The sequence below is a fragment of the uncultured Brachyspira sp. genome (assembly GCF_944390595.1).
Lineage (GTDB): Bacteria > Spirochaetota > Brachyspiria > Brachyspirales > Brachyspiraceae > Brachyspira.
The window spans coordinates 1-25,709 of the sequence record NZ_CALXRN010000119.1 but is presented as its reverse complement, the minus strand read 5'-3'; the positions used below and the strand labels follow the sequence as shown (position 1 = coordinate 25,709).

Sequence of the window (25,709 nt, the reverse complement as noted above, 5' to 3'; positions counted from 1 at the left end):
TATACTATGTCTTCAGCCACTTTATTTAAATATGATTCAAAATCAAGAAATGCAAATGAATTTATTAATGATGAAGAAATTTTAAAAACTATATCTCAGGTGGAAAGCGGAAATTACAATATAAGAGATATATTGGATAAAGCTAAAGAGATGAAAGGTCTTGAGCCTAATGAGGCATTGGCTTTGCTTCTTTGCGATGATAAAAATGTAGAAAATGAAATGTTTGAAATAGCAAAGAAAATAAAATTAGAAATATACGGAAAAAGAATAGTTTTGTTTGCTCCTCTTTATCTATCAAATTATTGTATTAACGGATGCGTTTACTGCCCTTATCATGCTAAAAACAAACATATAGCTAGAAAACAATTAACTCAAGATGAGATTAGAGCAGAGGTTATTGCATTGCAGGATATGGGACATAAAAGACTTGCATTAGAAACAGGAGAAGATCCTGATTATGCTAGTATGGAATATTTACTTGAGTCTATAAAAACAATATATAGTATAAAGCATAAAAACGGTGCTATTAGAAGGGTTAATGTTAATATAGCTGCAACTACAGTAGAAAACTATAAAAAGTTAAAAGATGCTGGTATCGGTACTTATGTATTATTCCAAGAGACATATCATAAACCAACTTATGAGAAAGTTCATCCAAGCGGACCAAAAAGTAATTATGAATATCATACTGAGGCAATGGACAGAGCTATGGAAGGCGGAATTGATGATGTTGGTATAGGTGTATTATTCGGACTTTATGATTATAAATATGATTTTACTGCTATGCTTTATCATGCTAAACATTTAGAAGATACTTTCGGATGTGGCCCTCATACTATAAGTGTTCCAAGAATAAGACCTACTGATGATGTTGATGTTAAAAGTTTCCCTAATGCTATAGTTGATAGTTTATTCAAAAAAATAGTTGCAGTTTTAAGAATAGCTGTTCCTTATACTGGAATAATAGTTTCTACAAGAGAAAGCCAAAAATCGAGAGAGGAAGCTTTAGAAGTTGGAGTTTCTCAAATAAGCGGAGGATCAAGAACAAGCGTTGGAGGATATGTTGAAGAGGAAGAAGAAAATTCTAAACAATTTGAAATTTCAGATAACCGTTCTCTTGATGATATTATAAAATGGCTTGCTGATATAGATTATTTACCTAGCTTCTGTACAGCTTGTTACAGAGAGGGCAGAACAGGAGATAGATTTATGGCTTTCGCTAAGAGCGGACAAATAAAAAATTTCTGCCAAGCTAATGCTATAATAACTTTAAAAGAATATGAGAATGATTATGCCAAAGATGATACTAAAAAATCAATAGATAAAGTTATGGAAAATGAAATAGAAAAAGTACCTAATGAAAAGGTAAAAGCAAAATTAGTAGATGCTTTAAAAGGTATAGATGAGGGCAGAAGAGATTTTAAATTTTAATTAATATTACTCATTTATAATTAATTCAGTTTTCTTAATTGTTTGTAATAAAATATACATTCATTAAGAAAGCTGAATTAATTTTATTTATAGGAACAAGTATGAATGATACACCAAATTCAAACAGAACTCATATTGCAATATTTGGAAGAAGAAATGCAGGTAAATCAAGTATTATAAATGCAATTGCAAATCAGGATATAGCAATAGTTTCTAATACTGCAGGAACAACTACAGACCCTGTAAAAAAGGCTATAGAAATAAATGGTATGGGAGCATGTACTATTGTTGATACTGCAGGTTTTGATGATGAGGGTGAGCTTGGAGCTTTAAGAATAGAAAGAACTAAAAAAATAATGGAGTCAGCTGATATTGCTTTGCTTGTTTTTGATGCTTCTTTTAAAGATAATGATTATTTGTTAGAGTTGAAATGGAAAAATGAACTTACAAGTTTAGAGATACCAATTATAGCCATTTTAAATAAAATAGATTTAAATAATGATTATAAAAATATAGAACAAAATATAAAAGATATATTTGATTTAGAAACAGTTTCAATAAGTGCTGATAATAAAATTAATATAGATAAATTAATAGAAACTATAAAATTAACTATACCTAAAACAGAAGAAATAAGTATAACAGGACATATAATAAAAGAAGATGATATTGTAATGCTTGTTATGCCTCAGGATATTCAAGCTCCTAAAGGCAGATTGATTCTTCCTCAAGTTCAAACTATAAGAGATATTTTAGACAATAAAGCTGTAATAATTGCTTCGACATTTGATAAATTTGAAAATGCATTAAAAGCATTAAGTAAGGCACCTAAAGTGATAATAACAGATTCTCAAGTTTTTAAAGAGGTAGAAAGATTAAAACCTAAAGAAAGTTTATTAACTTCTTTTTCAGTTCTTTTTGCTCGTTATAAAGGAAATGAAGAAGTATACAAAAGAGGTGCTGATTTTATAGATAGTCTAACAAATGAGAGTAAAATATTAATAGCAGAAAGCTGCACTCATATACCGCTTGAAGGTGATATAGGAAGAGTAAAAATTCCTAATTTATTAAAAAAGAAATTCGGATTTGATTTTAGTATAGATTATGTTGCAGGTAATGATTTTCCAAGAGATTTATCAAAATATGATTTAGTTATACATTGCGGAGGATGTATGGGTACTAGAAAACATATTTTAAATAGAATAAGAATATGCGAAGAACAGAATGTACCTATAACTAATTACGGCATGACTATAGCAAAGATTAATGGTGTTCAATATATATAATTTATTTTAAATAAAGGAAATATAAATTTGATTAATATAAATAAAGCAAAAGAAATTATTAATAAAATAGAAATAGAAGAAAAAATATCAAGAGAAGATGCTTTCACTCTTTTATCATCTTTTGAATATGATAATAATATCAATATAAAAAATTTCAATGATGAAGAAAAAGAAGAAGTAAAAAATTTAAAAGAATATTTAAGAGTAAAGGCAAGAGAAAAAGCTGATAAAGTATTCGGCAAATATGTTTTTATGCGTGGGCTTATAGAGTTTACTAACTATTGTAAAAATGACTGTATATATTGCGGAATAAGAAAAAGCAATAAAAATGCAGAGCATTATAGATTGAATAAAGATGATATTTTATCATGCTGCGAACTTGGTTATGAAATAGGGTTTAGAACTTTTGTACTTCAGGGCGGTGAAGACCCTTATTATAATATAAATATAATGTCTGATATAGTTGAAGCAATTAAAACAAAATATCCGGATTGTGCTTTAACATTATCAATAGGAGAAAAAGAAGAAGAATATTATAAGGCATTGAAGGAAAAAGGTGCCAATAGATTTTTACTTAGACATGAAACTTCAGATAATTGGCATTATTCAAAACTTCATCCTAATGATATGAGTTTAGAAAATAGAAAAGAATGTTTAAGGACTTTGAAAAAATTAGGTTATCAAACAGGCACAGGTATAATGGTTGGAAGCCCTTATCAAACTTTAGAAAATATTGCTGATGATTTTGTTTTTATGCAGGAAATAAAACCTGAAATGATAGGAATAGGCCCTTTTCTTCCTCATAAAGACACGCCATTTGCCAATGAAAAAAAGGGAGAATTAGAACTTACTTTAATACTTATAAGCATGCTTCGTTTAATTTTTCCTTTGGCATTAATACCAGCTACTACGGCTTTAGGTACAATTAAAGAAGGCGGCAGAGAACTTGGCATACTTCATGGTTCTAATGTTGTTATGCCTAATTTATCACCTATGGATGTAAGAAAAAAATATTTGCTTTATAATGATAAAATAGCAACAGGAACTGAATCTGCAGAAGGGGTAGAAAGTCTTAAAAAAAATATGCAGGATATAGGCTATATTCTTACAGGTATGCGTGGAGATTTTGATATAAACAGAAGAATTAATATTAATTAATACTTGAAAAAAATTTTATAAATGATATAATTACACAATTAAAATAAAAAAATAATTATATTTAAGGAATATATCTTTATGAATGCTTTACTAACTCTTGGAATAATAGTTTATTCTATCGTTTGCGTATTATTAATATTAATTATCATTATACAAGGCGGTAAAGCTGAAGGTTTATTCTCAAGTGCTCAGGCTAATGTATTAGGAAGCCAAAGGGGAAATGCTTTAACAAAGGCTACTACTTTCTTATCTACTATATTTGTAGTAGGTGCTTTATTAATATCTGTTGCTATAAGCAGTCAAAAAACAGCTTTTGAAAATGTTACAACAGACAATACTGCTCAGCAGACACAAACAGCACCTCAGACTGCAAGTAATCAAACTCAGCCGTTAGAATCTAGTAATATTATATCTACTAATAATACTAATATAGGTACTTCTAATTAATTATTATACAATATAATTTTTTAGAGTATTTATTATTATGATGTAGGCTTTTTCATCTTGCTTATATTGATATAGTTTGTGGTTGTTAAATTAGTATCTACATAAAGCACAACTTGTAAATTATTTGCTTCCATCCAGTAGCTTTTATCAAAAGGCATTTGAAATCCTATTCTTTGTCCCAATGGAAAATTTACATTATAAAATGAATCATTTCCTGAAAATATCAATTTTCTATTTTTATAAAGCGATAAATTAGCTTTAAGATTTTTTATGCTGCTGCTGTTTGTATAATTAATATTTTCTACTTCTATTGTAGTTATGATAGCACCGTCATCATAAAATTCAACTTTATTTATTTTCACCTCTATAGCATTATTTACTCTTAATGCAGCAAATATAGGCAAATCATTAAAAAAGCCTCTTTTATATAATAAAATACCAATTACAGCAACAGTTAAGAATGTACCGTATAAAAACATAAACCATCTTCTTGCGAATATACTAACCTCTCTTTTTGGAGCTGGAGGCTTTGCTTTTCTATTAGCATGAAATTCTAATTCTGGTTTTTGAGGGTCATAAACTTCTCTAGGCAACTTTATTATATCCTTTTGAGTATTCTATATGAAATATCTGCTAAGTCGCTAGGCTGAATATAATCATTGCCTAGTTTTTTTGATAATATTCTAAAAGATTTTGCTTGTATGATTAATGCTAGTTTAGAAGCATCTAATTCATTTAATCTTCTGGCAAGCAATGCTCCTATAAATCCAGCAAGAACATCTCCCATGCCTGCTTTACCCATAGAAACATTTGGATTATAATTTATATATATATCATCATAATGCATTAAAAAACTTACAGCATCTTTTAAAATTAAAGCAGCATTTGTTTTTTGTCTGTATTTTAATAATGCATCATAAGGATTTTCTAATGCTTCTATATGATTTATTCTTGTTAATTTTTCAAATTCATATATATGAGGCGTAAGTATAAAATTATGATTAAGTTCATGAAGAGTGCTTTCAAACATTAAATATAAAGCATCCGCATCTATTACAGTAGGTATATTTATTTGCTTTATAATAGTGTTTACAAAAACTTCTGTAGGCATTTCTCTTCCTATACCGGAACCTATTATGCATGCATCGTTTTTATTTATATCATTTACTATATCCACATCATTTTCTGTGAAATACATTTGATTTTCTTGTCCTACACCTATAATAACTATTTCAGGCATTGTTGACATTACAGCATCTCTTATATTTTTTACTATTCCATTAGGTACATACAATCTTATATATCCTACACCTAGTCTGTAAGCAGCATGTGCTGATAATATTGCAGCACCTATATAATTACCGCTGCCTGCTATAATAGCAAGCATTCCCTGTTCTCTTTTGCTGAAAAATGCATTTCTATTTATATTTATTTTTTCATTATAATCTATCAATTTAGCTTTATATTCCCAGCTATCCAATATATGATCTGGAAATACTGATTTTATTATAAATAATTTTCCTATATATTCTCTAGTTCTGTATAAGAAAAATATATCTTTAGCAAAACATACTGTATAAGTTTCATGAGCTTTAAAACATGAATAAATATTTTCATTATCATTAATTTTAGAAGCTAAACCTGAAGGCATATCTATAGCTATTCTAATTACATCAAGATCATTGAGTTTGTCTATTAATAATTTTTGTATTCCTTCAAGAGGTCTGTTTCCTCCTGTTCCAAATAATGAATCGATAACTATAGATTTTTTTTCTATGGATTCAACTGCTTCTCTTACAGTTTCCTCGCTATTTAAATATGTTATATCAGCATTAATTGATTTTAGTATATTAAAATTAGCATAAGTATCTTTATTTACTCTGTCAAGATTTCCTGTAATATAAATATTTACATCATACCCATTTTTTATTAAATATCTAGCTATAGCAAGCCCATCTCCTCCGTTTCCTCCTACAGAAGAAAATATATATACAGTTTTATTATATAATAATTTTCTATGTCTTCTTAATAATAGATAAAATATTTCACTTGCAACATGCTCCATAAGAAGTATAGATGGTATTTTTTCAATAGTTTTTTTATCTATATTTATTAAATCATCTGTTGTTACAACTTTCATTTTTAAATTCCTAATTTTTGTTTGATGTTTTCAATAAATGAGACAAATACATTTTCATTATTTACCATATCACTGTATATGTTTTTTATGCCGTTGTTTTCTCTCAAAATATCATTATATGTTTGTTCCGGCATAATTGAAGCATTATTTTTAAATACATTAATATCATAATAGGCAGATAATTTTAAAGCCCATAATGAATGGCTAAGTTTTTTATCATTAACCAATATAGGATAAATTGATATATAAGATTTTGATATTGTATTATTTAATAATTTTATATCTTTTGTAGAAGTAGGCTTCTGCAAACTTTTATATGAAATACTGCTGCCTTTTTTTATTATATTGCTTATTTTATATTCTCCGCTATTATATGAATATATTAAAGGCCAATAAGTAGCGTCGCCATATAAAGATTTTGCTATATCCCAATAATACATATCCTTAGAAGTTATGTATGATAAGCTAGTAGAATTAATTTCATTAAAATATGTATTAACTATATCATATAATTTTTGATTTTCTACATTATTACTGGCTGAAATACTGCTGCTTTTATTATAGTAATTAGATATAATTACACCTACTATTAATATAAATATTATTATACAAACAACTTTTAGAATTCCGCCAAATAGACTTGACGATTTTTTTTGAATATTATTTTTCTTACTATCTGTACTTGATTGCTGAACATTTTTTATTTCATTTTCATATTTATTTAATACTTCTAAACTTTCTCTTTTAGAAGTTTCTAGTAAATCTTCGTTGCTTCTGCTAGCATTTAATAATTCTTCTTGTGAAGACGTTTTGTCATTTATTTCTTTTTCCATATTTTCTTCAATCCTTCCTTCATCAATATTTTTTAAATCTGAACTATCAAAATTATTTATATCTAATAACTCTTCTTTTGTATGTTCTTTCATTTCAGGATAGTCATTTTCTCTTTCTTCTTTATCTTCTATAGTATCCTCTTCTATTATATTATCTTCTATGTAATTTTCATTACTATTTATTATATCATCTATTGTATAGTTATTGTTATATTCTTCTTCATTATTATTTTCAATATTAGATTCACAAGATTGGTTTTTCCATATATTTCCTATCACATTATTATCTATTGAATCATCATTTTCTTCGTTATAACTGTCATCGTTATAATTATTATCATCAACAATTTCTACCATATCTTCTTCATAATTTTCATGAGTATTTTCTATATTTGCTCTATTATCTAATTCATCTAATATATCTTCGACTACTTCTTTATTTTCATTATTACTAGTTCCTTTTTCCTTATTACATATATCTTCTAATGTTGTATCTAGTTTTTTTATTAAATCATCATTATTTATATTTGAATTATCTTTATCATCTTTATTAAATTTAATAGATATTATATTTTGAAAAATAGGATCTATTTTAAATGATATTGAAGAGCTATGAAAATAACCAAAATTTTCTATATGTACTTCTTCTTCTCTGGAAATATCTTTTATGTTTTTAAATATGCTTTTATATATAGATTTTTCTAAAAATATGTTTTTAATATCATTGTTTTTTACATCGATAGATTCTAATGATTCATCGAAATTTTCTTCATTATTTGATAGAACGACATTTAAATTATCATCTATACTTATTACACCCAACTTATCCATATAAAATTTTTTGCCATTAAGTATAGACAGAGATATATTTCCAAACAGGTTATTTATTATATTATTGACTTCTTCTTTTTCTATATCAAATTCATTTGAAATATTTTCTATTAATTTATTATTGTTTATAAACATGTTTCACCCATAATTTATTTTCAAAACATGTTCTTATTATATATCAATTTAGAATAAAAAAAAGCCTAATTTATAATAAAATTAGGCTTAAAAATTACTTTGCAATTAAAAAATTATAGATATTCTTTTAACCATTCTTTTAATTGAGCTTCATTTTTCATTCCTTCAGCTCTTTTAACAACTTCTCCGCTTTTGAATACTAATAAAGTAGGTATAGACTGAACTCCATATTTTGCTGCTATATCTTCACAATCATCAACATTAACAGCACCAAATCCCATTTTATCAGCATATTCTTCTGCTACTTTATGCAATACAGGTGTCTGCATTTTACAAGGTCCGCACCATTCTGCAAAAAAGTCTACTAATATAGCTTTATCTCCAGATATAGCTTGTTCAAAATTATCTGTTTTTAATTCTAATACTGACATATTTGTTCATCCTCATTTATTATTTATACTTTTTAGTATAATCGAACTTTTTTAAAAGTCAATAACTTTTTTATTTTTTTAGTATACAAGGATAGGGTATTTTATATTGACTTATTTTTGTTTTTTAGTATAATAAGCTATCTTATTATTTTAATTCTTATTATAAGTGAGCTTACTATTGGAGAGCTTACATTATTTATTAATGAAGTCAAATTCTGTATTCGCTAAAAATATAATGTTTAATGCGAATAAGATAGGACTCACATCCGGACAGCCTAAAATTTTATATTGTTTATCAAAATTTAAGGAAATGGATCAAAAAACAATAGCCAATTATTGTGAAATTGAACAGGCTACAGTTGGAAGTATTTTGCTTGGTATGGAGAATGCAGGCTTAATAGTTAGAAAACAGCATGAAGGAAACAGACGTTCTCTTTATGTTTCTTTAACTGATAAGGGGATTGAAGCTGCTGATAAAATGCAGGTAATTTTTAATGAAGTTGAAAGCAGAGCTATAGAAAAATTATCTGACGATGAAATTACATTATTAAAAACATTATTATTAAAAATATACGGAAATTTATCAAATAATAAAAACGGAGCGGAAAATGAATAAACAAATATTAAAAGATCATTTCTTAAAGAGAATTATTATTTTGCTGATAGGTTTTGCATTGATGTCTTTGGGAATAGCTTTTTCTATAAAGGCATCATTAGGAACTTCTCCTATATCAAGTGTACCTTATGTTACAAGCAGTATTTCAGGATTATCTGTCGGAGCAACAACCATTATTATTAATATAATATTTATCATTTTACAGATTCTTATTTTGAGAAAAAAATATAATTGGTTTCAGCTTCTTCAAATACCGGCACTTTTTATATTTGGTATAATGATAGATTTTTCTCAATTTTTGATAAAAGATATAACATGCTCAAATTATTTTCAGCAATGGATTATATGTTTTTTGGGCATATTTTTAGTTGGTTTGGGTATTAGTATAGAGGTAATGGCTAAATTGGTTACAACTCCTGGAGAAGGTGTAGTTTTAGCAATATGTCAGGTATTTCCGGTAAAATTTGGTAATACAAAAATAGCTTTTGATGTTACTTTAGTATTAATTTCTATAGTTACTGTTTTGATTTATTTAGGGCATTTGGAAGGTGTAAGGGAAGGAACTTTGGTTGCTGCTGTATGTGTTGGATTTATAGCAAGGCAATTTAATAAGCCCTTAAAAGTTTTTGAACAAAAATATTTATCATAATAAAATATTTGATAAAAAAAAATTTTTTTATATATTATAAATGATGCATTAATTATTATTGATTATAAAATGTATTTTTATTTAGGATATATATTTATAATTTAGGGTTTTATTTAAAGAATATAATTAAATTTTTTTTACAAATCTCATTTTAATTATATTTTATATTATGCATTAGTTAACTATAATATATAGGTTGTTTATGAAGAATATAATTTTTATTTTTGTATTTTTATTTTGTTCTATTCTTTATCCATTAACAGATAATGAAACAAAATTTTTAAAAGCATGCGAAGAAGGGCAATATGAAACAGTTGTTTCCCTTATTAATAAGAAAGTTAATATTGATGCTGTAACTGAAGATGGAGTAACCGGGTTAATGCTTGCCTCCCATCATGGACATTCTGCTGTTGCAAGACTGCTTGTAAATTCTAAAGCAAGTGTTAATATCTCTGATAAAGTAGGTTATAATGCTTTGATAATGGCTGCTTCAGGGGGGCACAATGATATTGTAAAAATGCTGCTAAAAAATGGAGCTGATGTAAATTCATCCAACATGTATGGTGAAACCTCCTTACATGTTGCTTCATATAAGCTTTATCCTGATGTGGTTAAAACTTTAATTGATTATAAGGTTAATATTAATGCTCTAAATAATGATGGGGATAATGCTTTAATTATGGTTTTTATGTCCGCTGATAAAAGCGAGAATATGCTTCCTGTAGCTAAGATATTATGCGACAATGGTATTAATGTAAATTCCAAAGATAAAAATGGAAGAACTGCTCTTTCATATGTCAAAGAAAATTATAAAAAGCCTGACAGTTTGATAGAGTTTTTAAGCGGTTATGGTGCTGTAGAATAGTGTTATATATTGTTATATTATTTCTATTAGTAATTATTCTATATTATACGCTAATAAAGAAAACTAAAAAAGTAGGCGATGTTGTTTATGTTTTTAATTCATTGCTAAGTTTAAGTTTAATTATTTCAAGTAAGATTTCTAATATAGATTTTATAGCTATAACAAATCCGTTTACAAAAAGAATACATGTAAAAACTAGATATATTTTTGACAATATTGACTGCAGCAGTAATTTATTCAGACATGAGCTTATACATATATATCAAATAGAATATTTGGGGTTTTGTAAATTTTTATTTTTATATATTATGTATAGCATCAAATATGGCTATACTTATAATCCTTTTGAAAAACAGGCTAGATTTTATGAGAATATTGATACTGTAAGCAGAGAAGATATATATAATGATATAAAGTATAATTTACTTGTTAAAATATAAAACTTGTATATAATTTATTGATATTAATTTAAGGAAGTTAGAATGATAGAACAATTAATTGAAAGAGTGCCTAAATTAGAGCCTATGAAAAAAGCTATAGAAAATGCTATAGATGAGATAATAAAATGTTATGAGAACGGAGGAAAAGTTTTAATAGCTGGAAATGGAGGAAGTGCCTGCGACAGCGAGCATATAGCAGGAGAGTTATTAAAAAGTTTTCTAAAAAAACGCCCTATAAAAGAGGATATAAGAAAAGAACTTTTAAAAATGGATGAGGGAGAATATATAGCTGATAATTTGGAATCTCCATTGAGAGCTGTTGCTTTAACTTCTCATCTTGGACTTTCAAGTGCATATCTCAATGATAAAGAACCTTATTTGGTGTTTGCACAGCAGTTATTAGGTTTTGGAGATAAAGGAGATGTTTTTATTGCTATAAGCACATCTGGAAATGCTAAGAATATTATTTATGCTGTTAAACTCGCTAAGGCTATGGGAATAAAAGTTGTATCCTTTACAAATGAAAATGGCGGTAAACTTGCAGAAATGGCTGATATTGCAATTAAGGCACCTGCAAAAGAAACCCATATATCTCAGGAATATCATGAAGTTATATACCATGAAATTTGTATAAGTGTAGAGGAACACTTTTTTAAAGAAAATAGATAATAATACTTTATTTATACTAAGTAGGGCTTGCAATAATTATTATTGTAAGCCCTATATTATGTAGTAGAATTCTAAATATGGAATTATTTTTTAGCTTAATTAGTAAATATTATTTGGTATGATTAATCCTAATTTAGTTATCATATTAGTATTAACTATAAAATTATAACTATCAACAGTTTCTAATGGTATATTTTTTATATCTTTTATTCCTTCTAAAACTTCTATTGTTTTTTCAGCAGTAACTTTACCCATTTCATAATAATCTACAGAATAAGTTACAGTACCGCCTATTTTTGTCATTGAAGCATCAGCACATACAACAGGGAGTTTTTCACTTTCTTCTATCATAGCAACATTAGCCATACTGCTTGCTATTATATTATCAGTAGGTGAAAATATAGCATCCACTTTATTAACAGCACTGAGCATTATTTGCTGTATTTCATTTGCATTTGCTACTGTTAAGTCAACATATTCAAGTCCTAATGATTCTAATTTTTCTTTTGCCAGCTTTATTTGATATGAAGAATTAATTTCACTTGAGCAGTATAAAAGTCCTATTTTTTTAGCATTAGGCATTAATGTATGCATAAGCTCTATTTGTTTTTCTATAGGAGGAAGATTTATTGTTCCAGTTACATTAACATTAGGTTTATTTAAATTTGTAACCAATTTTGCTCCTATAGGATCTCCTATACCTGAAACTATTATTGGTATATCTTTAGTTAAATTTACAGCTGATTGAGCTGAAGGAGTGCCTATTGCTATTATTATATCTTTTTTATCATTTACAAATTTCTGTGCTATTGTAGTGCAGTTCGCCTGTTCTCCCTGAGCATTTTGATAATCTATAACTATTTTTTTATTGCTGTTTTTATAGTATAGATTTAGTTCATCTTCTATACCTTTATAAATTAAATCTAATGCCTCATGTTCTATCATTTGGCTTATTCCTATTTTGATTATATCTTCATTTTTTGATTTTCCTATATTTGCCTTGCTTATACTGAAACTCGTAATCAATACGATAACTAATATTATAATAATATTCCTTTTCATAATTTTATCCTTTATTTAGAATTGTTAGTTTAATTACTTTATATAGTAATATTACTCTATAAAGTAATTTTTGTCAATACTTTTTATAGTAATTTTTTATTTTTTATTATTATTGATATATTATAAAAAAGTGTATATTATTATTTATATTAATAATGATATAGGTTGTATTTATAATGAAAGTACTTTTAATAAAGCAAACTTCACTTGGGGATGTTCTTCACATGACTCCTGTTATAAGAGCATTAAAAAAATGGAAGCCTGACTGCACTATAGATATAGTAACGGATAAACGTGCTTTAGGAATACTTGAGAATAATCCTTATATAAATAAACTTTATGTATTGGATATATATAAATATGAAAATGAAATTTTTAAATCTCCGTCAATGTTTTTTTCTACTATAAGAGAATTTTTATCTCATATAAAAGAAGTAAGAAAAGAGTATTATGATATAGCTATGGATTTGCAGGGACTTGAAAGAAGCGTAATTTTTTTGTATTTATGTCATGCTAAAGAAAAATATGCTAAAGGAAAATGGTTTGGACTTAAAAGTAATTATTATAAGGATATAAATGCCATAGTAGGTCTTATATCTTTTTTAAAATTTATTAATTGTCCGGATGACGGCACGGATTTGGATTATTTTTTACCTAAGACTATAGAAGAAGATTTCAATAAAAAAATAGAACATATAAAATATAATATTGAAAGCAATTTTAATATAAGCAAAGAATATATAGTTTTATCTCCATTTTCAAGATGGGATACAAAAGATTTATCTGTGAATAAATCAAGAGAAATAATCAAAGAGATACAAAAATTAAGAGATATACAAATAATAGTTTCTGCTACGTCTGATTATAATGAAAAGTGTTTGGATATAGTTAAAGGGTTTGATAATGTTTTAAATAGTTCCGGACTTTTTAATTTGCCTGAGCTTGCATATTTAATAAAAAATTCTAAAGGCATGGTTACTGTAGATTCTTTTCCAATGCATACAGGATGTGCATTTCAAAAGCCTCTTATAGCATTATTCGGGCCTACAAGCGAGGTTAGAGTAGGACCTATAGCAAAAAATTCAGAGACTGTAAGAGTTGAAAATTTGGAATGTGCTAGATGCTATAAAAGAAAAAACTGTCCTAATAATCATGTATGTATTGAAAACTTGGATGCTTCTCTTATAGCATCAAAATTAATAGCAAAAATATAAAATCAATGCTTTAATTAAAATTAAAATATGAAACCTGTGAAACTATATTATTAGATTTATCTAATACATCTTTACTTGCATTGGCTCCTTCATTAGCTATTTTTGATGTATCCTGAGTTATTCTGTTTATTTCTATAACAGCTGTATTTATTTGAGATATGCTGTTTTCTTCTTCTATAATGGCATCTGATATTTCAGTCAATAAAGTAAGCACATCATTAACAGATGATTCTATTTGATTTAATATATATGATGATGCTTGAACAGCAGCACTTCCGTTTTGTATTTTTTCTACTGTTTCATTTGCTATGCTTGTTATGTCTTTAGCAGCATTTCCTACATTAATTGCTAAGTTTCTAACCTCAGATGCTACAACAGCAAATCCTTTTCCTTGATCTCCGGCACGTGCTGCCTCTACAGAAGCATTTAATGCCAATATATTAGTTTGCAAAGCAATAGATTCTATTATCTTTGTAATATCAGATATTTTTTTACTTGCTTCGGATATTTCTGACATACTTTCGGATGTTGAGTTTATAGCATTTACTCCATTTTGTGTAGAAGTAGAAACACTTTCGCTCATTTTTTTGGCATTTCCTGCATTATCTGCTGTATCCTTCAAAGATGAAAATACAAATTCTATAGACCTTGTTAACTCTTCTAATGAACTAGCCTGAGAATTGGCTCTGTCTGATAGATTTATATTTCCATTTGTAATTATATTAACTGCATTATTAATACCATTTATTTCATCTTTCATATTGAATATTATATCCCCAAGTTTCTCCTGCATATTATTTAAGGCTCTTACAACATCTCCTGTCTGATCTTTCTTATTTAATTCTTTTTTATCAAATGATGTATTGAAATTTCCCATGGACATATTATTTATTATTGATATGGTATTGTCTAATGTGCTTGATATAGGAATTGCTATTAAAAGAACTAATATAGTTTCTATAGCAGATAACACTATAAATACAGATATAATTAATATAAGTAATTTTAATAATGATGATTTTAATTCTTCATTATTTACGGTTACTACTAAATTCCATTTAGTATTTCCTATTTTTGATGTAATATAAGAATTAGCTTTTTCTATCCAATAGTAGTTTCTATTGTTTAATATATTATTTTTATGTATTGATATTTTATTATCACTAAATATATTTTCTTTTAACATGTAGTTTTCATTTTTATTAAACAAATATAGTCCGGAATCATTTATTATACTAACATCATAATTATAATTTTTGCTTTGTTCCAATATCCCGTCAATAGTTTTTATAAAATCTACATCTATTCCAATTACTCCATACAATTGCCCATTAATATATATAGCCTTTGAAAATGTTATTACTATATTTCCTGTACCTGCATCTATGTAAGGTTCAGATATAACAATTTCTTGTGAAGCTAATGCCGTTTTGTACCATTCTTTAGTAGTTTGATCATAATCACTTGGCAGTTGTCCTAAAGTATTTAATACAATTCCGCCATCTTTATATGGTATAGTACCTGCATAAAAGATATTCATTAAATCTTCTTCATTTTTCAAAACATTGGCAAACACTTCTAATAGTTTATTGTGATCTGTTTCTTTTTCAACATAAGAACAAAATATATTTATTCTTCCATATATAGACTCTATATTATTTTCTAATTTAGATGATATATCAGTTATATTGTATTTATTTGAATTTATAAATCTTGTTTTATATTGCGGAATATACATTATGTAAATACTACTGCATATTATAAATAGTGCTGCCATATATGGTATCAAAAATTTTAACACTAAGCTATTTTTTTTACTTTTTAACATAAAGATGCCCCTTTTATTTGAACAAAAAATTAACAATGCAAATGATTAAATAATATATTATTATTAAAAAATAGTAAATAGTATCATAATTTTTTAATTTTATATGAATAATGTATATTCTAAGTAAATTATAATAATATCATTTAAAAATTTTTTATATTATATTATAAGTTTATCGGCAAATATTGACATTAATAAATTTATATGTTATTATATTAAAATCGATGTGATTAATTATTATTAGGATATATTAACATGTATTTATCAGGAAGTATTTCAATATTATCATATCTTAGTCAGCATTTTTATTTTCCCGAGACATTGTCATTATAAGTAAACCGTGAGTTTATTCTAAAAAATCTTATTTAATAAAATATTATATTACACTTAATTTTAAGGATGTTTTATGGACTTCAATGTAAACAGAAGTATATTTTTAGGAGATATTCCTATAGGTAAATCTTTTTTCTTTAGAATAGAAAATTCTCTTTTGATTTCAAACAAAGATGATATCATAGAAATAGTTTCATTTTTTGATAATTTAGAAGATGATTTGAAATCATACTGCATATTTAAAGGAGAAACTTTTTTTGATAAAAAGAAGAATAAAGAATTATATAGTTATTATATTAAGAAAAAATCCAGCAATAGTTTTCCTAAATTTGATGCTAATAAAACGGAATTATCTAGTTATCCTACATCAAATATAGGGCTTGCTCCAAGAAATTGTGTTCCTGAAAATGGTTCTCCGGATTATGGATTTGATTTAAATTATAAAGAAGATATATGGAATAATAATATTACAAAACTTTATGAAGATACTAAGAAAAGTCAATGGAACAGTTCTGTTGATATAGATTGGAATGAAATACCTGATTATGATAAGGATATGGAATTTGCTATAGTACAAATTATGACATATTTAACAGAAAATGAATTTTCTGCTTTGTATGTGCCTAGCAAATTTATATCTAAAGTAAGTCCGTATTTTTATGAGATTCCTTTGTTTTTATCATCATTAATGAATGATGAAGCAAGACATATAGACGCTTTTATTAGAAGGGCAAACATAAATGGTATGGGAGTTCAATATTCATCTATAATAACACAGAATTCTCTTTATACTTTATATAAAGAAGATAATTATCTCAAATCCAGCTTTTTGCTTCATATAATGGGTGAAGGAACTTTTGTAGATTTATTGAATTTCTTAGAAAAATATACTCAAGATGAAGCAACTAAAAAACTTTTAAGATTGGTTAGAATAGATGAATCAAGACATGTTGCTTATGGAATGAATCATGTTAAACAGGTATTAAAATATAATCCTAAAAAAGTTAGTATTTTAAAAGAAGCTGTTTTTAAAAGGAAAGAATATTTAGACGAATTAAATGGAGAGTCTACTCTTTTAATAGAATCTATGGCTTTTCTTGCAGGAGGCGGTACTTCATATAATCAATATAGAAGAGGTATGGAGCTTATTGGAGAGCTTAAAGAGAAAATGCATACTAATAGAGTTCAAAGACTTGTTGATATTGGTATAGATGAGGATTTGGCTGTAGATATATCCAAAAGGCATACGCCTAATTTTATGTGATATATTAATTGTACTTATTAAATTACAAATATTTTGGAGAATGAAAAATGAATAATGTCTTTTATAATGCCATTAAATTTTCTTAGTTTATATCTTACTCAATAGAACAAAAGAATAAAACGTTACAAATATTGCTGATGCTTTATTTCAAAGCTATGATTTTAATATATTGCGGGGCTTAGTATATTACGCTTACAATTTTATATAAAATCGAAAGAATTATTTATTATGTGAAGATATGTTTAAACGTTTCTTATCATATCATAATATGATTTGATGATGTTTGGCTTTCTTAAATAAATTACAAATATTAAAAAGGAGAATTCAAATGAGTAAAGTATTTGATGATGCGATTGAATTTGCTAAAAAACATGTTGCACCTTATACGGAAGAGGTAGACAGAGACGGAAGATTTCCTAAAGAAGCCTATAATGAATTGAGGAAGCAAGGCTATATGGGATTAATGATTCCTAAAGAATACGGCGGTATGGGAGGAGGAGCTAAAGAACATGCTGAGGTTGTTCATGCTTTAGCTAATTACTGTGCTACTACAGCTTTATGCTATATGATGCATAATGTCGGAACTTTATGTATTGTATTATTTGGTACAGATGAACAGAAAAAAGAATTTCTTCCAAAAATTGCAAAAGGAGAAATAGCTATTGCTTTAGCTTATAGTGAAAGCGGCAGCGGTACTCACTTTGGAAGCCCTGATATGATAGAAACAAAATCAGGTGATAAAATAATTCTTAAAGGAAGAAAAAGTTTTGTAACAAGTGCTTTATTTGCTGATTATTATTTAACTCTTACAAACTCATGTGAAAATAAAGGTACTTTAAATAATTGGTTAGTTCATAATTCTTCTAAAGGTATAGTTCATGAAGAAAATAAATGGAACGGTTTAGGAATGAGAGGTAATGCTTCTATGCCTGTTTGCTATAATGATATTGAAATGGATACATTCTATAGAGTTGGTAAAGAAGGAGACGGCGGAAACCAGTCTGCTGCTATTGTGGCATATTTTGTTTTAGGATTAGGTGCGGTTTACAGCGGACTTGCCAGAGAAGCATATAATTGTATTTTAGATTATACAAAAAACAGGAAATACACAGACGGAAGAGCATTGGCTGATATAGAAATGGTTAGAGTTAATTTAGCTGAAATATATACAAGGATGCAGGCTGCTGTTGATTTTACTTTTGCTGCTGCTAATGCTGTTGATAATAAAGAAGCTGATGCAACTTTAAAAGTTTTCGGATGCAGAATTAATTCTATAGAAACAGGAATATACTGCTGTGAAAAAGCTATGAAATTAGGAGGCGGCAACGCTTATGCAAAAAGATTGCCTTTAGAAAGATATATGAGGGATGCTTTGGCTGCTCCTGTAATGGCTCCTGGTATTGATGTATTAAAAATTTGGCTTGGGGATGCTATAGTTTCATAATATATAAGAAATGTTATTTTAAGGAGATAAAAATGAAAACATTATTACTTGGAGCTGTTGCTTATGATCCCAAGGTTGTAGGTATATGGGATATAATAAGAGATTACAGTAATGAACATGGATTAAAACTTGATTATGTTTTATTTTCTAATTATGAAAGACAGGTTGATTCTTTATTGAAAGGTCATATAGATATAGCTTGGAATACGAATGTAGCTTGGATTAAAGTTTTGCATGCTACTAATGATAAGGCTAGAGCTTTAGCTATGAGGGATACTGATACTAACTTTACTAGTAAATTTATTGTTAGGAAAGACAGCAAAATAAAAAATTTAGATGATTTAAAAGGTAAAAAATTTGGAGTTGGAAGTTTCGATTCTTCACAAGCTGCTATATTGCCTATACATTACATTAAAGAATCAGGATTGCCAATAAAAGAAATAGATATTAATTCAGATGCTGACGCTAACTGTGTTAACATAATTCGTTACAATACAGATTTAGGCAAACATGGAGATACAGGAAAAAGCGAATGGCATGTATTAGATGATATAAAAAGCGGGGCATTGGATGCTGGAAGTATAGGTTCTACTACTTGGATACGCATACTTGAGGAAGGATTATATCCTGACGGAGAGCTTGTATCATTTTATACTGGTCCTGAATTTTGTCACTGTAATTTTACAGTTATGCCTGATTTTGATAAAGAATTGGGAGATTCATTTGTAAAAATGCTTACTTCTCAAAGTAAAGATGATCCTATAATTAAAAAAATGATGGCTATGGAAGGATTAAATCAATGGATTATAGTTGGTGAAAAAGAACTTAGAGGATACGATTCTTTATATACAGCTATGAAAGATCAGAAACTTCTATAATTAGCTTTTTATTTTTTATATAAATTAATTGTACATTACACAAATTTGGGCTTTCTATTAGTTTTATAATTAATAGAAAGTCTATTATTTTATATTAATTAATTGACATAATATATTTATTTAGTATAATAAAAACTATGAATAAATACCTTTTAATACATAAATTGATTAATACTTCAATAATCATGCTTTTTCCAATAGTGGCGTATTATATCATAGAACATAATAATCTTAGAAACGGCGTATATGGTATTATTTTTATCATTTTAAACATAATAGAGATATCATTATTTATTTCTTTTATAATTATTGCTTCAAAATGCGAATGGGGTACTAGAAAACAGCATGCTATTGTGAAAGCTATTATTTCATTTCTGATATATGCTGTTATAATTATATTAACTGCTGTATCTATAATAATATAAATGGTTTGGTTTTTATAAATGCAAAAAATTTTAATGTTTATATATACTGTATTTGGTTATATTATTTATCCTATAATATTTATATGTTTTTCTATAATGATGATTTTTAATAAACCTATTAGAAAAGGCGCTTTATCAAGATTAGGTTTTATATATCCCAAAGAAAATAATAAAAATGCTGTTTGGATACATGCTGTAAGTGTAGGCGAGATAGTTGCTGTAAAAGAAATAGTTTTTACTTTAATAGAGAGAGGATACAGTGTTTATTTATCAACTACTACTGTCGGCGGATATGATATAGCTAAAAAAAACTATGGGGAAAAGGTTGAATTATTTTATTTAACATTGGATTATCCTCATATGATAAATAAACTTATTAATTTAATATCTCCTGAATATGTAATGATAGCTGAAATTGAGATATGGCCTACATTTATTTATATGCTTCATAAAAAATTAATACCTCTTTATATGATAAATGGAAGAATTGGAAAGAAAGAAATAAAAGGCTATAAAAATTTTAAATTTTTCTTTAAACCCTATTTTAATATGTATACAAAGATTCTTGCCCAAAGCCATATAGATAAAGAAAATATGATCAGTATAGGAATGCCTGAGGGACTTATAACCGTTACCGGAAATTTAAAATATGATATAAATTATTATGCCAATGAGAAAAAAATAGATGATTTAGAGAATAGAATACCAGTTAATAAATTTGTTATAACAGCAGGAAGTACTCATTCTAATGAAGAGGAGATAATACTCAAAGCAATTGATATGCTTGGAATAAAAGATAATGTTTATATTGTAATAGTTCCAAGAGATATTAATAGGGGAGAAGATATACAAAATACTGCTTCCAAACTAGGATATAATTTGCCTCTTTATACAGATTATGAAAATAGTTCCGAAGACGGAATAATAATTGATACTATAGGCGAATTATTAAATTGGTATAAATTATCTGATTTGGTTATTATGGGCGGTACTTTTATAGGAAATGTAGGCGGACATAATATACTAGAGGCTATATATTTCAAGAAGCCTGTTATAGTTGGCAAATATATGTATAATTTTATAGATATTTATGAGTATATGAAAGATGCTGTATTTACTTGCGAAGATAAAAATAAATTGCATGAAACTATAGAACTTGCATATAAAAATAAAGAACTTAGAGACGAACTATCTGAAAAAGCATATAATCTGTTAAGACAAAATAACGGAGCTTCTCAAAGAACTATAAGTATTATTAATAAATACCAAGGTATTGTATAATCAAAATATATATTCTTATATTGACTTTTGTATAAAAATTATCTATACTTAAATTAAGGTTATGAAAGTTTTGTAGAATTAATTTATGAGATATTTAAATTTCTTTTTTAAAAGTCTTTTATACATTTTTCAAATTTCATTTATTATTTATCTATAGATTATTTCTATTGTATACCTAAATATTTTTTATTTACTATTAAGGAAAAAATATGAAAAAAATTATCATACTAATTAGTCTATTTCTAATGACATCAGCTTTAGCTTATTCTCATTATTTTGCAATGGGTTTGTATGTTCCGTTAGGAGGAAGTATACCTGGTTTCTTGCCCAATAAACTTTACGAACCAGCTACAATAGGAGAAGAAAAATGGTCATTTGAAATGGGTGTTATATTTCAGCCCGGACTTTATTTTGAATTAGGTAAATTTCATTATATAGCTGTATCTTTGGATTTCGGCTGGTATAGAGATACATTTAAATTTCATAATAATTCACAAAAATTCATACATGAATTTGACAGTATTATGACAGGACTTAATATTGAATGGAGACCTTCATTATTTCAATTAGGTATTGGAGGCGGTGTTAAATTTCCTTGCTCCGGCAAATATTTGGAAGGGGATATCGGTACTAAATTAAGCGGAGATAAGTTAGCAGAAAGATTTAATACTCCTGTCATTATACCTTATTTGAAACTTTATGCAGGTGTAAATTTCTATTTTGTTAATTTATCATTATACATGAATGTTGATATACCTTATGTTCAAATAAAAGATAATATTAGTTCATTAGGTTACGGATATAAATATCCTGGTCAGCTTGCAGCTTTTGATGTAGGTGTTCAGATAGGTATTTATTTACCTTTATTAGAATTTGGAAAAAGTAAATAAGAAATATTATCTTATAATTAAATAAATAATTATAAGAAAGAGTTTTATAATATTATATAAAATTTAGTTATGAATAGAACAGTTTTTAATGTTATTATTCTATACTAAGTTATTGTATTTTTAAAACATATTTTCATGTTGACTTTTATATAGAAAAACTTTATTCTCAAAGTAGGTTTATGTAGCAATAGTATTAATTAGACAATATTTTCTATTAATATTATTTTTCCTTATAAATCTTTTTATACAAATTGAAAAAGGGGAAATATATGAAAAAGTTTGTATTAATTAGTTTATTTCTAATGATATCATCATTAGCATATTCTCATTCACTTGGTATTGGGATGTATATACCATTAGGCGGAAGTATTCCTAGTTTTTATCCAGAAAGTGGTGTTGATCCTAATGTGAATTTTAGCCCTAAAACTTCATTTGAAGTTGGAGTTATATTTCATCCTAGAGTTAATTTTAATATAGGAGACGGAACACATACAATATCTTTAGGTTTAGATGTAGGTTGGTATAGAGATACATTTAAATTTATAACAGCTGATTCTAGAAATTATACTCATGAATTTGACAGTGTTATGACAGGGCTTAATTTAGAATGGCGTCCTTTATTATTCCAATTAGGTATTGGAGGAGGTGTGAAAATTCCTTTCTCAGGTAAATATACTGAAGGAGATAGTAACAGAAAAATATCAGCTCTTTCTGGAAGATTCAATGATGTTTTGATACCTTATGTTAGACTTTATACTGGAATCAATATAGTATTTATCAGTTTATCATTATACGTTAATTTTGATATACCTTATATTGGAGTAAAAGATAATTTGGGTTCTTTAGGATACGGATATAATTATCCTGGAAAACTAGGTTCTGTGGATATAGGAGCTCAAATAGGAATACATTTAGATTTATTTAATTTTGGCGGTTCTAAAAGAAAAGAATTTATAGAAATTTAATATCTTATATCGAAAAAAGTTTTATTATAGGGGGATATATTAATATATCCCTCTATTTCTTATAAGCATTAATAAAATCGCTTGCAGCATATAATGAGCCTATAACTAATGCCGGCATACTTTTTTCTTTAGAAAGTTTTTTCATATACTCAATAGCTTCATTAAAATTTGGTATATGCTTAATATTATCATAGTCTTTTAAATACTCATATACTTTATAACTGTCTGTTTCTTTGTAGGTTATATTATTTGAAGAACTCAATATTATTATAGAATTATATTGTTTTAATACTTTGCACATGCCATTAACATCTTTTTCGTTTAAAGGAGCAAATAATATTATAATATCTTTATACCATTTATAAATTGTTTTTAATACTCTATCTAGTGACTTTGCATTATGAGCACCATCTACTATTATGTCAGGATTTCTTTGCATGAATGTAAGACGTGCTTTTATATCAAATGTCTTTAATGAATTAATTGCACTTGCATATATTTTTTCTGTATTTTTTATATTTTTTCTTTTTTCTAATAGTATTCTAAATGCTTTAAATGATAATGAAATATTTTCTGCCTGATGCTCTCCTAATAATGTTGTATTAAAAGTATATTCTTTGTTATTCTCTTTAAAAATAAACTCTAAATTTTCATTGCTGTTTTTTATAATTTCTGCATCAAAATCTTTTTTAAAAATATATAATTTTGAGTTTTGTTTTTCTGATATATTTTTTATCATATTTCTTGAATCTTCTTCCTGATACGCTGATATTACCGTTGAGTTTGGTTTAATTATTCCTGCTTTTTGTTCTGTTATTTTTTCTATTGTGTCTCCAAGTATTTGAGTATGATCATAAGATATTGATGTTAATATGCTTATAGCAGAATCCACTACATTTGTACAGTCTAATTTTCCTCCTATACCAACTTCTACACATGCATAATCTACTTCCTGCATATAAAAATAATATAATCCTATTATTGTGAATATTTCAAATACAGTTATATTCTCATATATATAATTATCATTATCTACTATATTTTTTATTTTATTTGTTATATAAACAAAATCTTTTTCGCTGATCCATTCATCATTTATCGATATTCTTTCTCTTTCATCTATTATATGAGGAGATATAAAAGCACCTGTTTTAAATCCGGAATGTTTTAACATGTGTGATAATACTAATGTAGTAGAGCCTTTTCCTTTAGTTCCTGTTATATGTATTACATCAAATGTTTGTTTATATCCTAAAGTATTTAATATATTTCGTACATTATTTATATGGTCAAAACCTTCCTTATGTAAGTTTTTCTTTCCCATAAAAGAATATATATAATCGAGAGCCTCATTTATATTCACTATTTTCATAGAGTAAAATCCATATTTAATTATTTATTATCAAAAGTTTTCTATTTGTATAAAAAAAATTTAGAATAAGATAACATATTTTATAAAAGTCTGCAATAGAGTATTATTTTCTATTTTTTATATGAAATTATGCTTTATTTTTGAAACTTACATATTATAATCAATGAATTTTACTATTTTCTTTACATAAATTTTACAATAATACCTATATATGTAGTAAATGTATTTTATATATCCTATTTTTATAATAAATATAAAAATAATGTAAAATAATTGTAAAAAAATATTGCATAAAATGGGTAATCTGTTATAATAATAATTGTAAAGAGATTTTACAATATACCCTATAAGGAGATACACTATGACAAACACTTTAAACCTTTTTATAAAAGTAACACCTAGCCAATTACCAGAGAATGCTAGAAGATTTATAGCTGCTAATTACAGCAAAACAAAAATAGTTTATATTGATAAAATTAAAGATGAATACGAAGTTAAACTAAACAATGGAACTTATATTAACTTTGATAAAAGAGGAGATTGGAATTATATAAGCAGCGATGACTGTATATCAGAAAATGCTTTGCCAAAAAACATAGCCAACAGAGTTAAATCTGTAATGAAAAAATATAAAGATAAAAAAGTATTTGTATTTGAAGTTAATAAAAGAATCAATTTCTACAGAGTAAAATTAAGCAATTCATTAGATTTATGTATAGGCTATAACGGAGAATTATTGGCATAAGTTTTTTTCATTTGTATCTCTTTAATTAATATAGTATTTCGGTTTAGATCTGCAAATAGGTTTAAACCGATTTTATT

The 25,709-nt window shown here is 26.6% G+C and carries 25 protein-coding genes; 18 read left to right on the top strand and 7 right to left on the bottom strand.

All coding sequences use genetic code 11. The features are described from left to right. The first annotated feature begins 6 nt into the window (after window positions 1-6). The 4 genes from hydG to secG all read left to right on the top strand — a co-directional run bounded on the left by hydG (window position 7) and on the right by secG (window position 4,322). Window positions 7-1,431 carry a [FeFe] hydrogenase H-cluster radical SAM maturase HydG gene (hydG, locus tag Q0J90_RS06640; RefSeq protein ID WP_297277152.1) on the top strand — a complete coding sequence of 475 codons (1,425 nt, stop codon included), beginning with the start codon at window positions 7-9 and terminating at the stop codon, window positions 1,429-1,431. 101 nt (window positions 1,432-1,532) lie between these two features. Continuing rightward, on the top strand, window positions 1,533-2,717 hold the full coding sequence (hydF, locus tag Q0J90_RS06635) for a [FeFe] hydrogenase H-cluster maturation GTPase HydF (RefSeq protein WP_297277151.1): 1,185 nt from the start codon (window positions 1,533-1,535) through the stop codon (window positions 2,715-2,717). A gap of 27 nt (window positions 2,718-2,744) precedes the next feature. After that, complete coding sequence (gene hydE / locus Q0J90_RS06630) at window positions 2,745-3,875, top strand: [FeFe] hydrogenase H-cluster radical SAM maturase HydE (protein ID WP_297277150.1); 1,131 nt, start codon at window positions 2,745-2,747, stop codon at window positions 3,873-3,875. Window positions 3,876-3,953: 78 nt separating this feature from the next. Then, window positions 3,954-4,322 (top strand): preprotein translocase subunit SecG, encoded by a 369-nt coding sequence (gene secG, locus Q0J90_RS06625; protein ID WP_297277149.1) that lies wholly within the window; start codon window positions 3,954-3,956, stop codon window positions 4,320-4,322. A gap of 35 nt (window positions 4,323-4,357) precedes the next feature. Here the strand turns inward: secG and Q0J90_RS06620 are convergent, their stop codons facing one another. The 4 genes from Q0J90_RS06620 to trxA form a co-directional block, all read right to left on the bottom strand. After that, window positions 4,358-4,915, bottom strand: coding sequence for a hypothetical protein (locus Q0J90_RS06620; protein WP_297277148.1), 558 nt, complete (start codon window positions 4,913-4,915; stop codon window positions 4,358-4,360). Window positions 4,916-4,920: 5 nt separating this feature from the next. Next, entirely contained in the window at window positions 4,921-6,462 is a 1,542-nt protein-coding gene (locus tag Q0J90_RS06615) for an NAD(P)H-hydrate dehydratase (protein WP_297277147.1), read from the bottom strand. 2 nt (window positions 6,463-6,464) lie between these two features. Then, window positions 6,465-8,261 (bottom strand): hypothetical protein, encoded by a 1,797-nt coding sequence (locus Q0J90_RS06610; RefSeq protein ID WP_297277146.1) that lies wholly within the window; start codon window positions 8,259-8,261, stop codon window positions 6,465-6,467. 113 nt (window positions 8,262-8,374) lie between these two features. Further along, complete coding sequence (gene trxA / locus Q0J90_RS06605) at window positions 8,375-8,692, bottom strand: thioredoxin (protein WP_297277145.1); 318 nt, start codon at window positions 8,690-8,692, stop codon at window positions 8,375-8,377. Between the two features lie 202 nt (window positions 8,693-8,894). Here trxA and Q0J90_RS06600 point away from each other — a divergent pair, with 202 nt between their 5' ends. From Q0J90_RS06600 to Q0J90_RS06580, 5 genes are all read left to right on the top strand, one after another. Continuing rightward, complete coding sequence (locus Q0J90_RS06600) at window positions 8,895-9,308, top strand: MarR family transcriptional regulator (RefSeq protein ID WP_297277144.1); 414 nt, start codon at window positions 8,895-8,897, stop codon at window positions 9,306-9,308. Further along, window positions 9,301-9,957 (top strand): DUF6198 family protein, encoded by a 657-nt coding sequence (locus tag Q0J90_RS06595; protein WP_297277143.1) that lies wholly within the window; start codon window positions 9,301-9,303, stop codon window positions 9,955-9,957. The genes Q0J90_RS06600 and Q0J90_RS06595 overlap by 8 nt, the downstream gene beginning before the upstream one ends. Window positions 9,958-10,159: 202 nt before the next feature. Beyond that, window positions 10,160-10,822: an ankyrin repeat domain-containing protein gene (locus Q0J90_RS06590; protein ID WP_297277142.1), complete on the top strand. Its 663-nt coding sequence runs from the start codon at window positions 10,160-10,162 to the stop codon at window positions 10,820-10,822. Further along, on the top strand, window positions 10,822-11,262 hold the full coding sequence (locus Q0J90_RS06585; protein ID WP_297277141.1) for a hypothetical protein: 441 nt from the start codon (window positions 10,822-10,824) through the stop codon (window positions 11,260-11,262). The genes Q0J90_RS06590 and Q0J90_RS06585 overlap by 1 nt, the downstream gene beginning before the upstream one ends. Window positions 11,263-11,304: 42 nt before the next feature. Then, entirely contained in the window at window positions 11,305-11,931 is a 627-nt protein-coding gene (locus Q0J90_RS06580; protein WP_297277140.1) for an SIS domain-containing protein, read from the top strand. A 99-nt stretch (window positions 11,932-12,030) separates the two neighbouring features. On the opposite strand, the gene Q0J90_RS06575 is transcribed toward Q0J90_RS06580, so the two are convergent. Further along, a complete protein-coding gene (locus Q0J90_RS06575) occupies window positions 12,031-12,993 on the bottom strand; it encodes an ABC transporter substrate-binding protein (RefSeq protein ID WP_297277139.1) in 963 nt (320 codons plus the stop codon). A 176-nt stretch (window positions 12,994-13,169) separates the two neighbouring features. On the opposite strand from Q0J90_RS06575, the gene Q0J90_RS06570 reads away from it, so the two are divergent. Continuing rightward, window positions 13,170-14,207, top strand: coding sequence for a glycosyltransferase family 9 protein (locus Q0J90_RS06570; protein ID WP_297277138.1), 1,038 nt, complete (start codon window positions 13,170-13,172; stop codon window positions 14,205-14,207). Window positions 14,208-14,217: 10 nt separating this feature from the next. On the opposite strand, the gene Q0J90_RS06565 is transcribed toward Q0J90_RS06570, so the two are convergent. Then, complete coding sequence (locus Q0J90_RS06565) at window positions 14,218-16,035, bottom strand: methyl-accepting chemotaxis protein (RefSeq protein WP_297277137.1); 1,818 nt, start codon at window positions 16,033-16,035, stop codon at window positions 14,218-14,220. Between the two features lie 406 nt (window positions 16,036-16,441). Here Q0J90_RS06565 and Q0J90_RS06560 point away from each other — a divergent pair, with 406 nt between their 5' ends. The 7 genes from Q0J90_RS06560 (at window position 16,442) to Q0J90_RS06530 (ending at window position 23,515) form a co-directional block, all read left to right on the top strand. Then, on the top strand, window positions 16,442-17,632 hold the full coding sequence (locus Q0J90_RS06560; protein WP_297277136.1) for a ferritin-like domain-containing protein: 1,191 nt from the start codon (window positions 16,442-16,444) through the stop codon (window positions 17,630-17,632). 328 nt (window positions 17,633-17,960) lie between these two features. Further along, complete coding sequence (locus tag Q0J90_RS06555) at window positions 17,961-19,076, top strand: acyl-CoA dehydrogenase family protein (protein WP_297277135.1); 1,116 nt, start codon at window positions 17,961-17,963, stop codon at window positions 19,074-19,076. A gap of 32 nt (window positions 19,077-19,108) precedes the next feature. After that, entirely contained in the window at window positions 19,109-19,954 is an 846-nt protein-coding gene (locus tag Q0J90_RS06550) for a PhnD/SsuA/transferrin family substrate-binding protein (protein WP_297277134.1), read from the top strand. Window positions 19,955-20,091: 137 nt separating this feature from the next. After that, on the top strand, window positions 20,092-20,379 hold the full coding sequence (locus Q0J90_RS06545) for a hypothetical protein (RefSeq protein WP_297277133.1): 288 nt from the start codon (window positions 20,092-20,094) through the stop codon (window positions 20,377-20,379). An 18-nt stretch (window positions 20,380-20,397) separates the two neighbouring features. Continuing rightward, window positions 20,398-21,660, top strand: coding sequence for a glycosyltransferase N-terminal domain-containing protein (locus tag Q0J90_RS06540; RefSeq protein ID WP_297277132.1), 1,263 nt, complete (start codon window positions 20,398-20,400; stop codon window positions 21,658-21,660). Between the two features lie 209 nt (window positions 21,661-21,869). Beyond that, the gene (locus tag Q0J90_RS06535) at window positions 21,870-22,550 is read left to right on the top strand and encodes a hypothetical protein (protein ID WP_297277131.1); all 681 of its coding nucleotides are present in this window, start codon (window positions 21,870-21,872) and stop codon (window positions 22,548-22,550) included. A 269-nt stretch (window positions 22,551-22,819) separates the two neighbouring features. Further along, window positions 22,820-23,515, top strand: coding sequence for a hypothetical protein (locus Q0J90_RS06530; protein ID WP_297277130.1), 696 nt, complete (start codon window positions 22,820-22,822; stop codon window positions 23,513-23,515). Between the two features lie 52 nt (window positions 23,516-23,567). Here Q0J90_RS06530 and Q0J90_RS06525 read toward each other — a convergent pair whose 3' ends face one another. Further along, window positions 23,568-24,881: a Mur ligase family protein gene (locus Q0J90_RS06525; RefSeq protein WP_297277195.1), complete on the bottom strand. Its 1,314-nt coding sequence runs from the start codon at window positions 24,879-24,881 to the stop codon at window positions 23,568-23,570. Window positions 24,882-25,248: 367 nt separating this feature from the next. On the opposite strand from Q0J90_RS06525, the gene Q0J90_RS06520 reads away from it, so the two are divergent. Beyond that, window positions 25,249-25,632 (top strand): PepSY-like domain-containing protein, encoded by a 384-nt coding sequence (locus Q0J90_RS06520; RefSeq protein ID WP_297277129.1) that lies wholly within the window; start codon window positions 25,249-25,251, stop codon window positions 25,630-25,632. Window positions 25,633-25,709 lie beyond the last annotated feature (77 nt).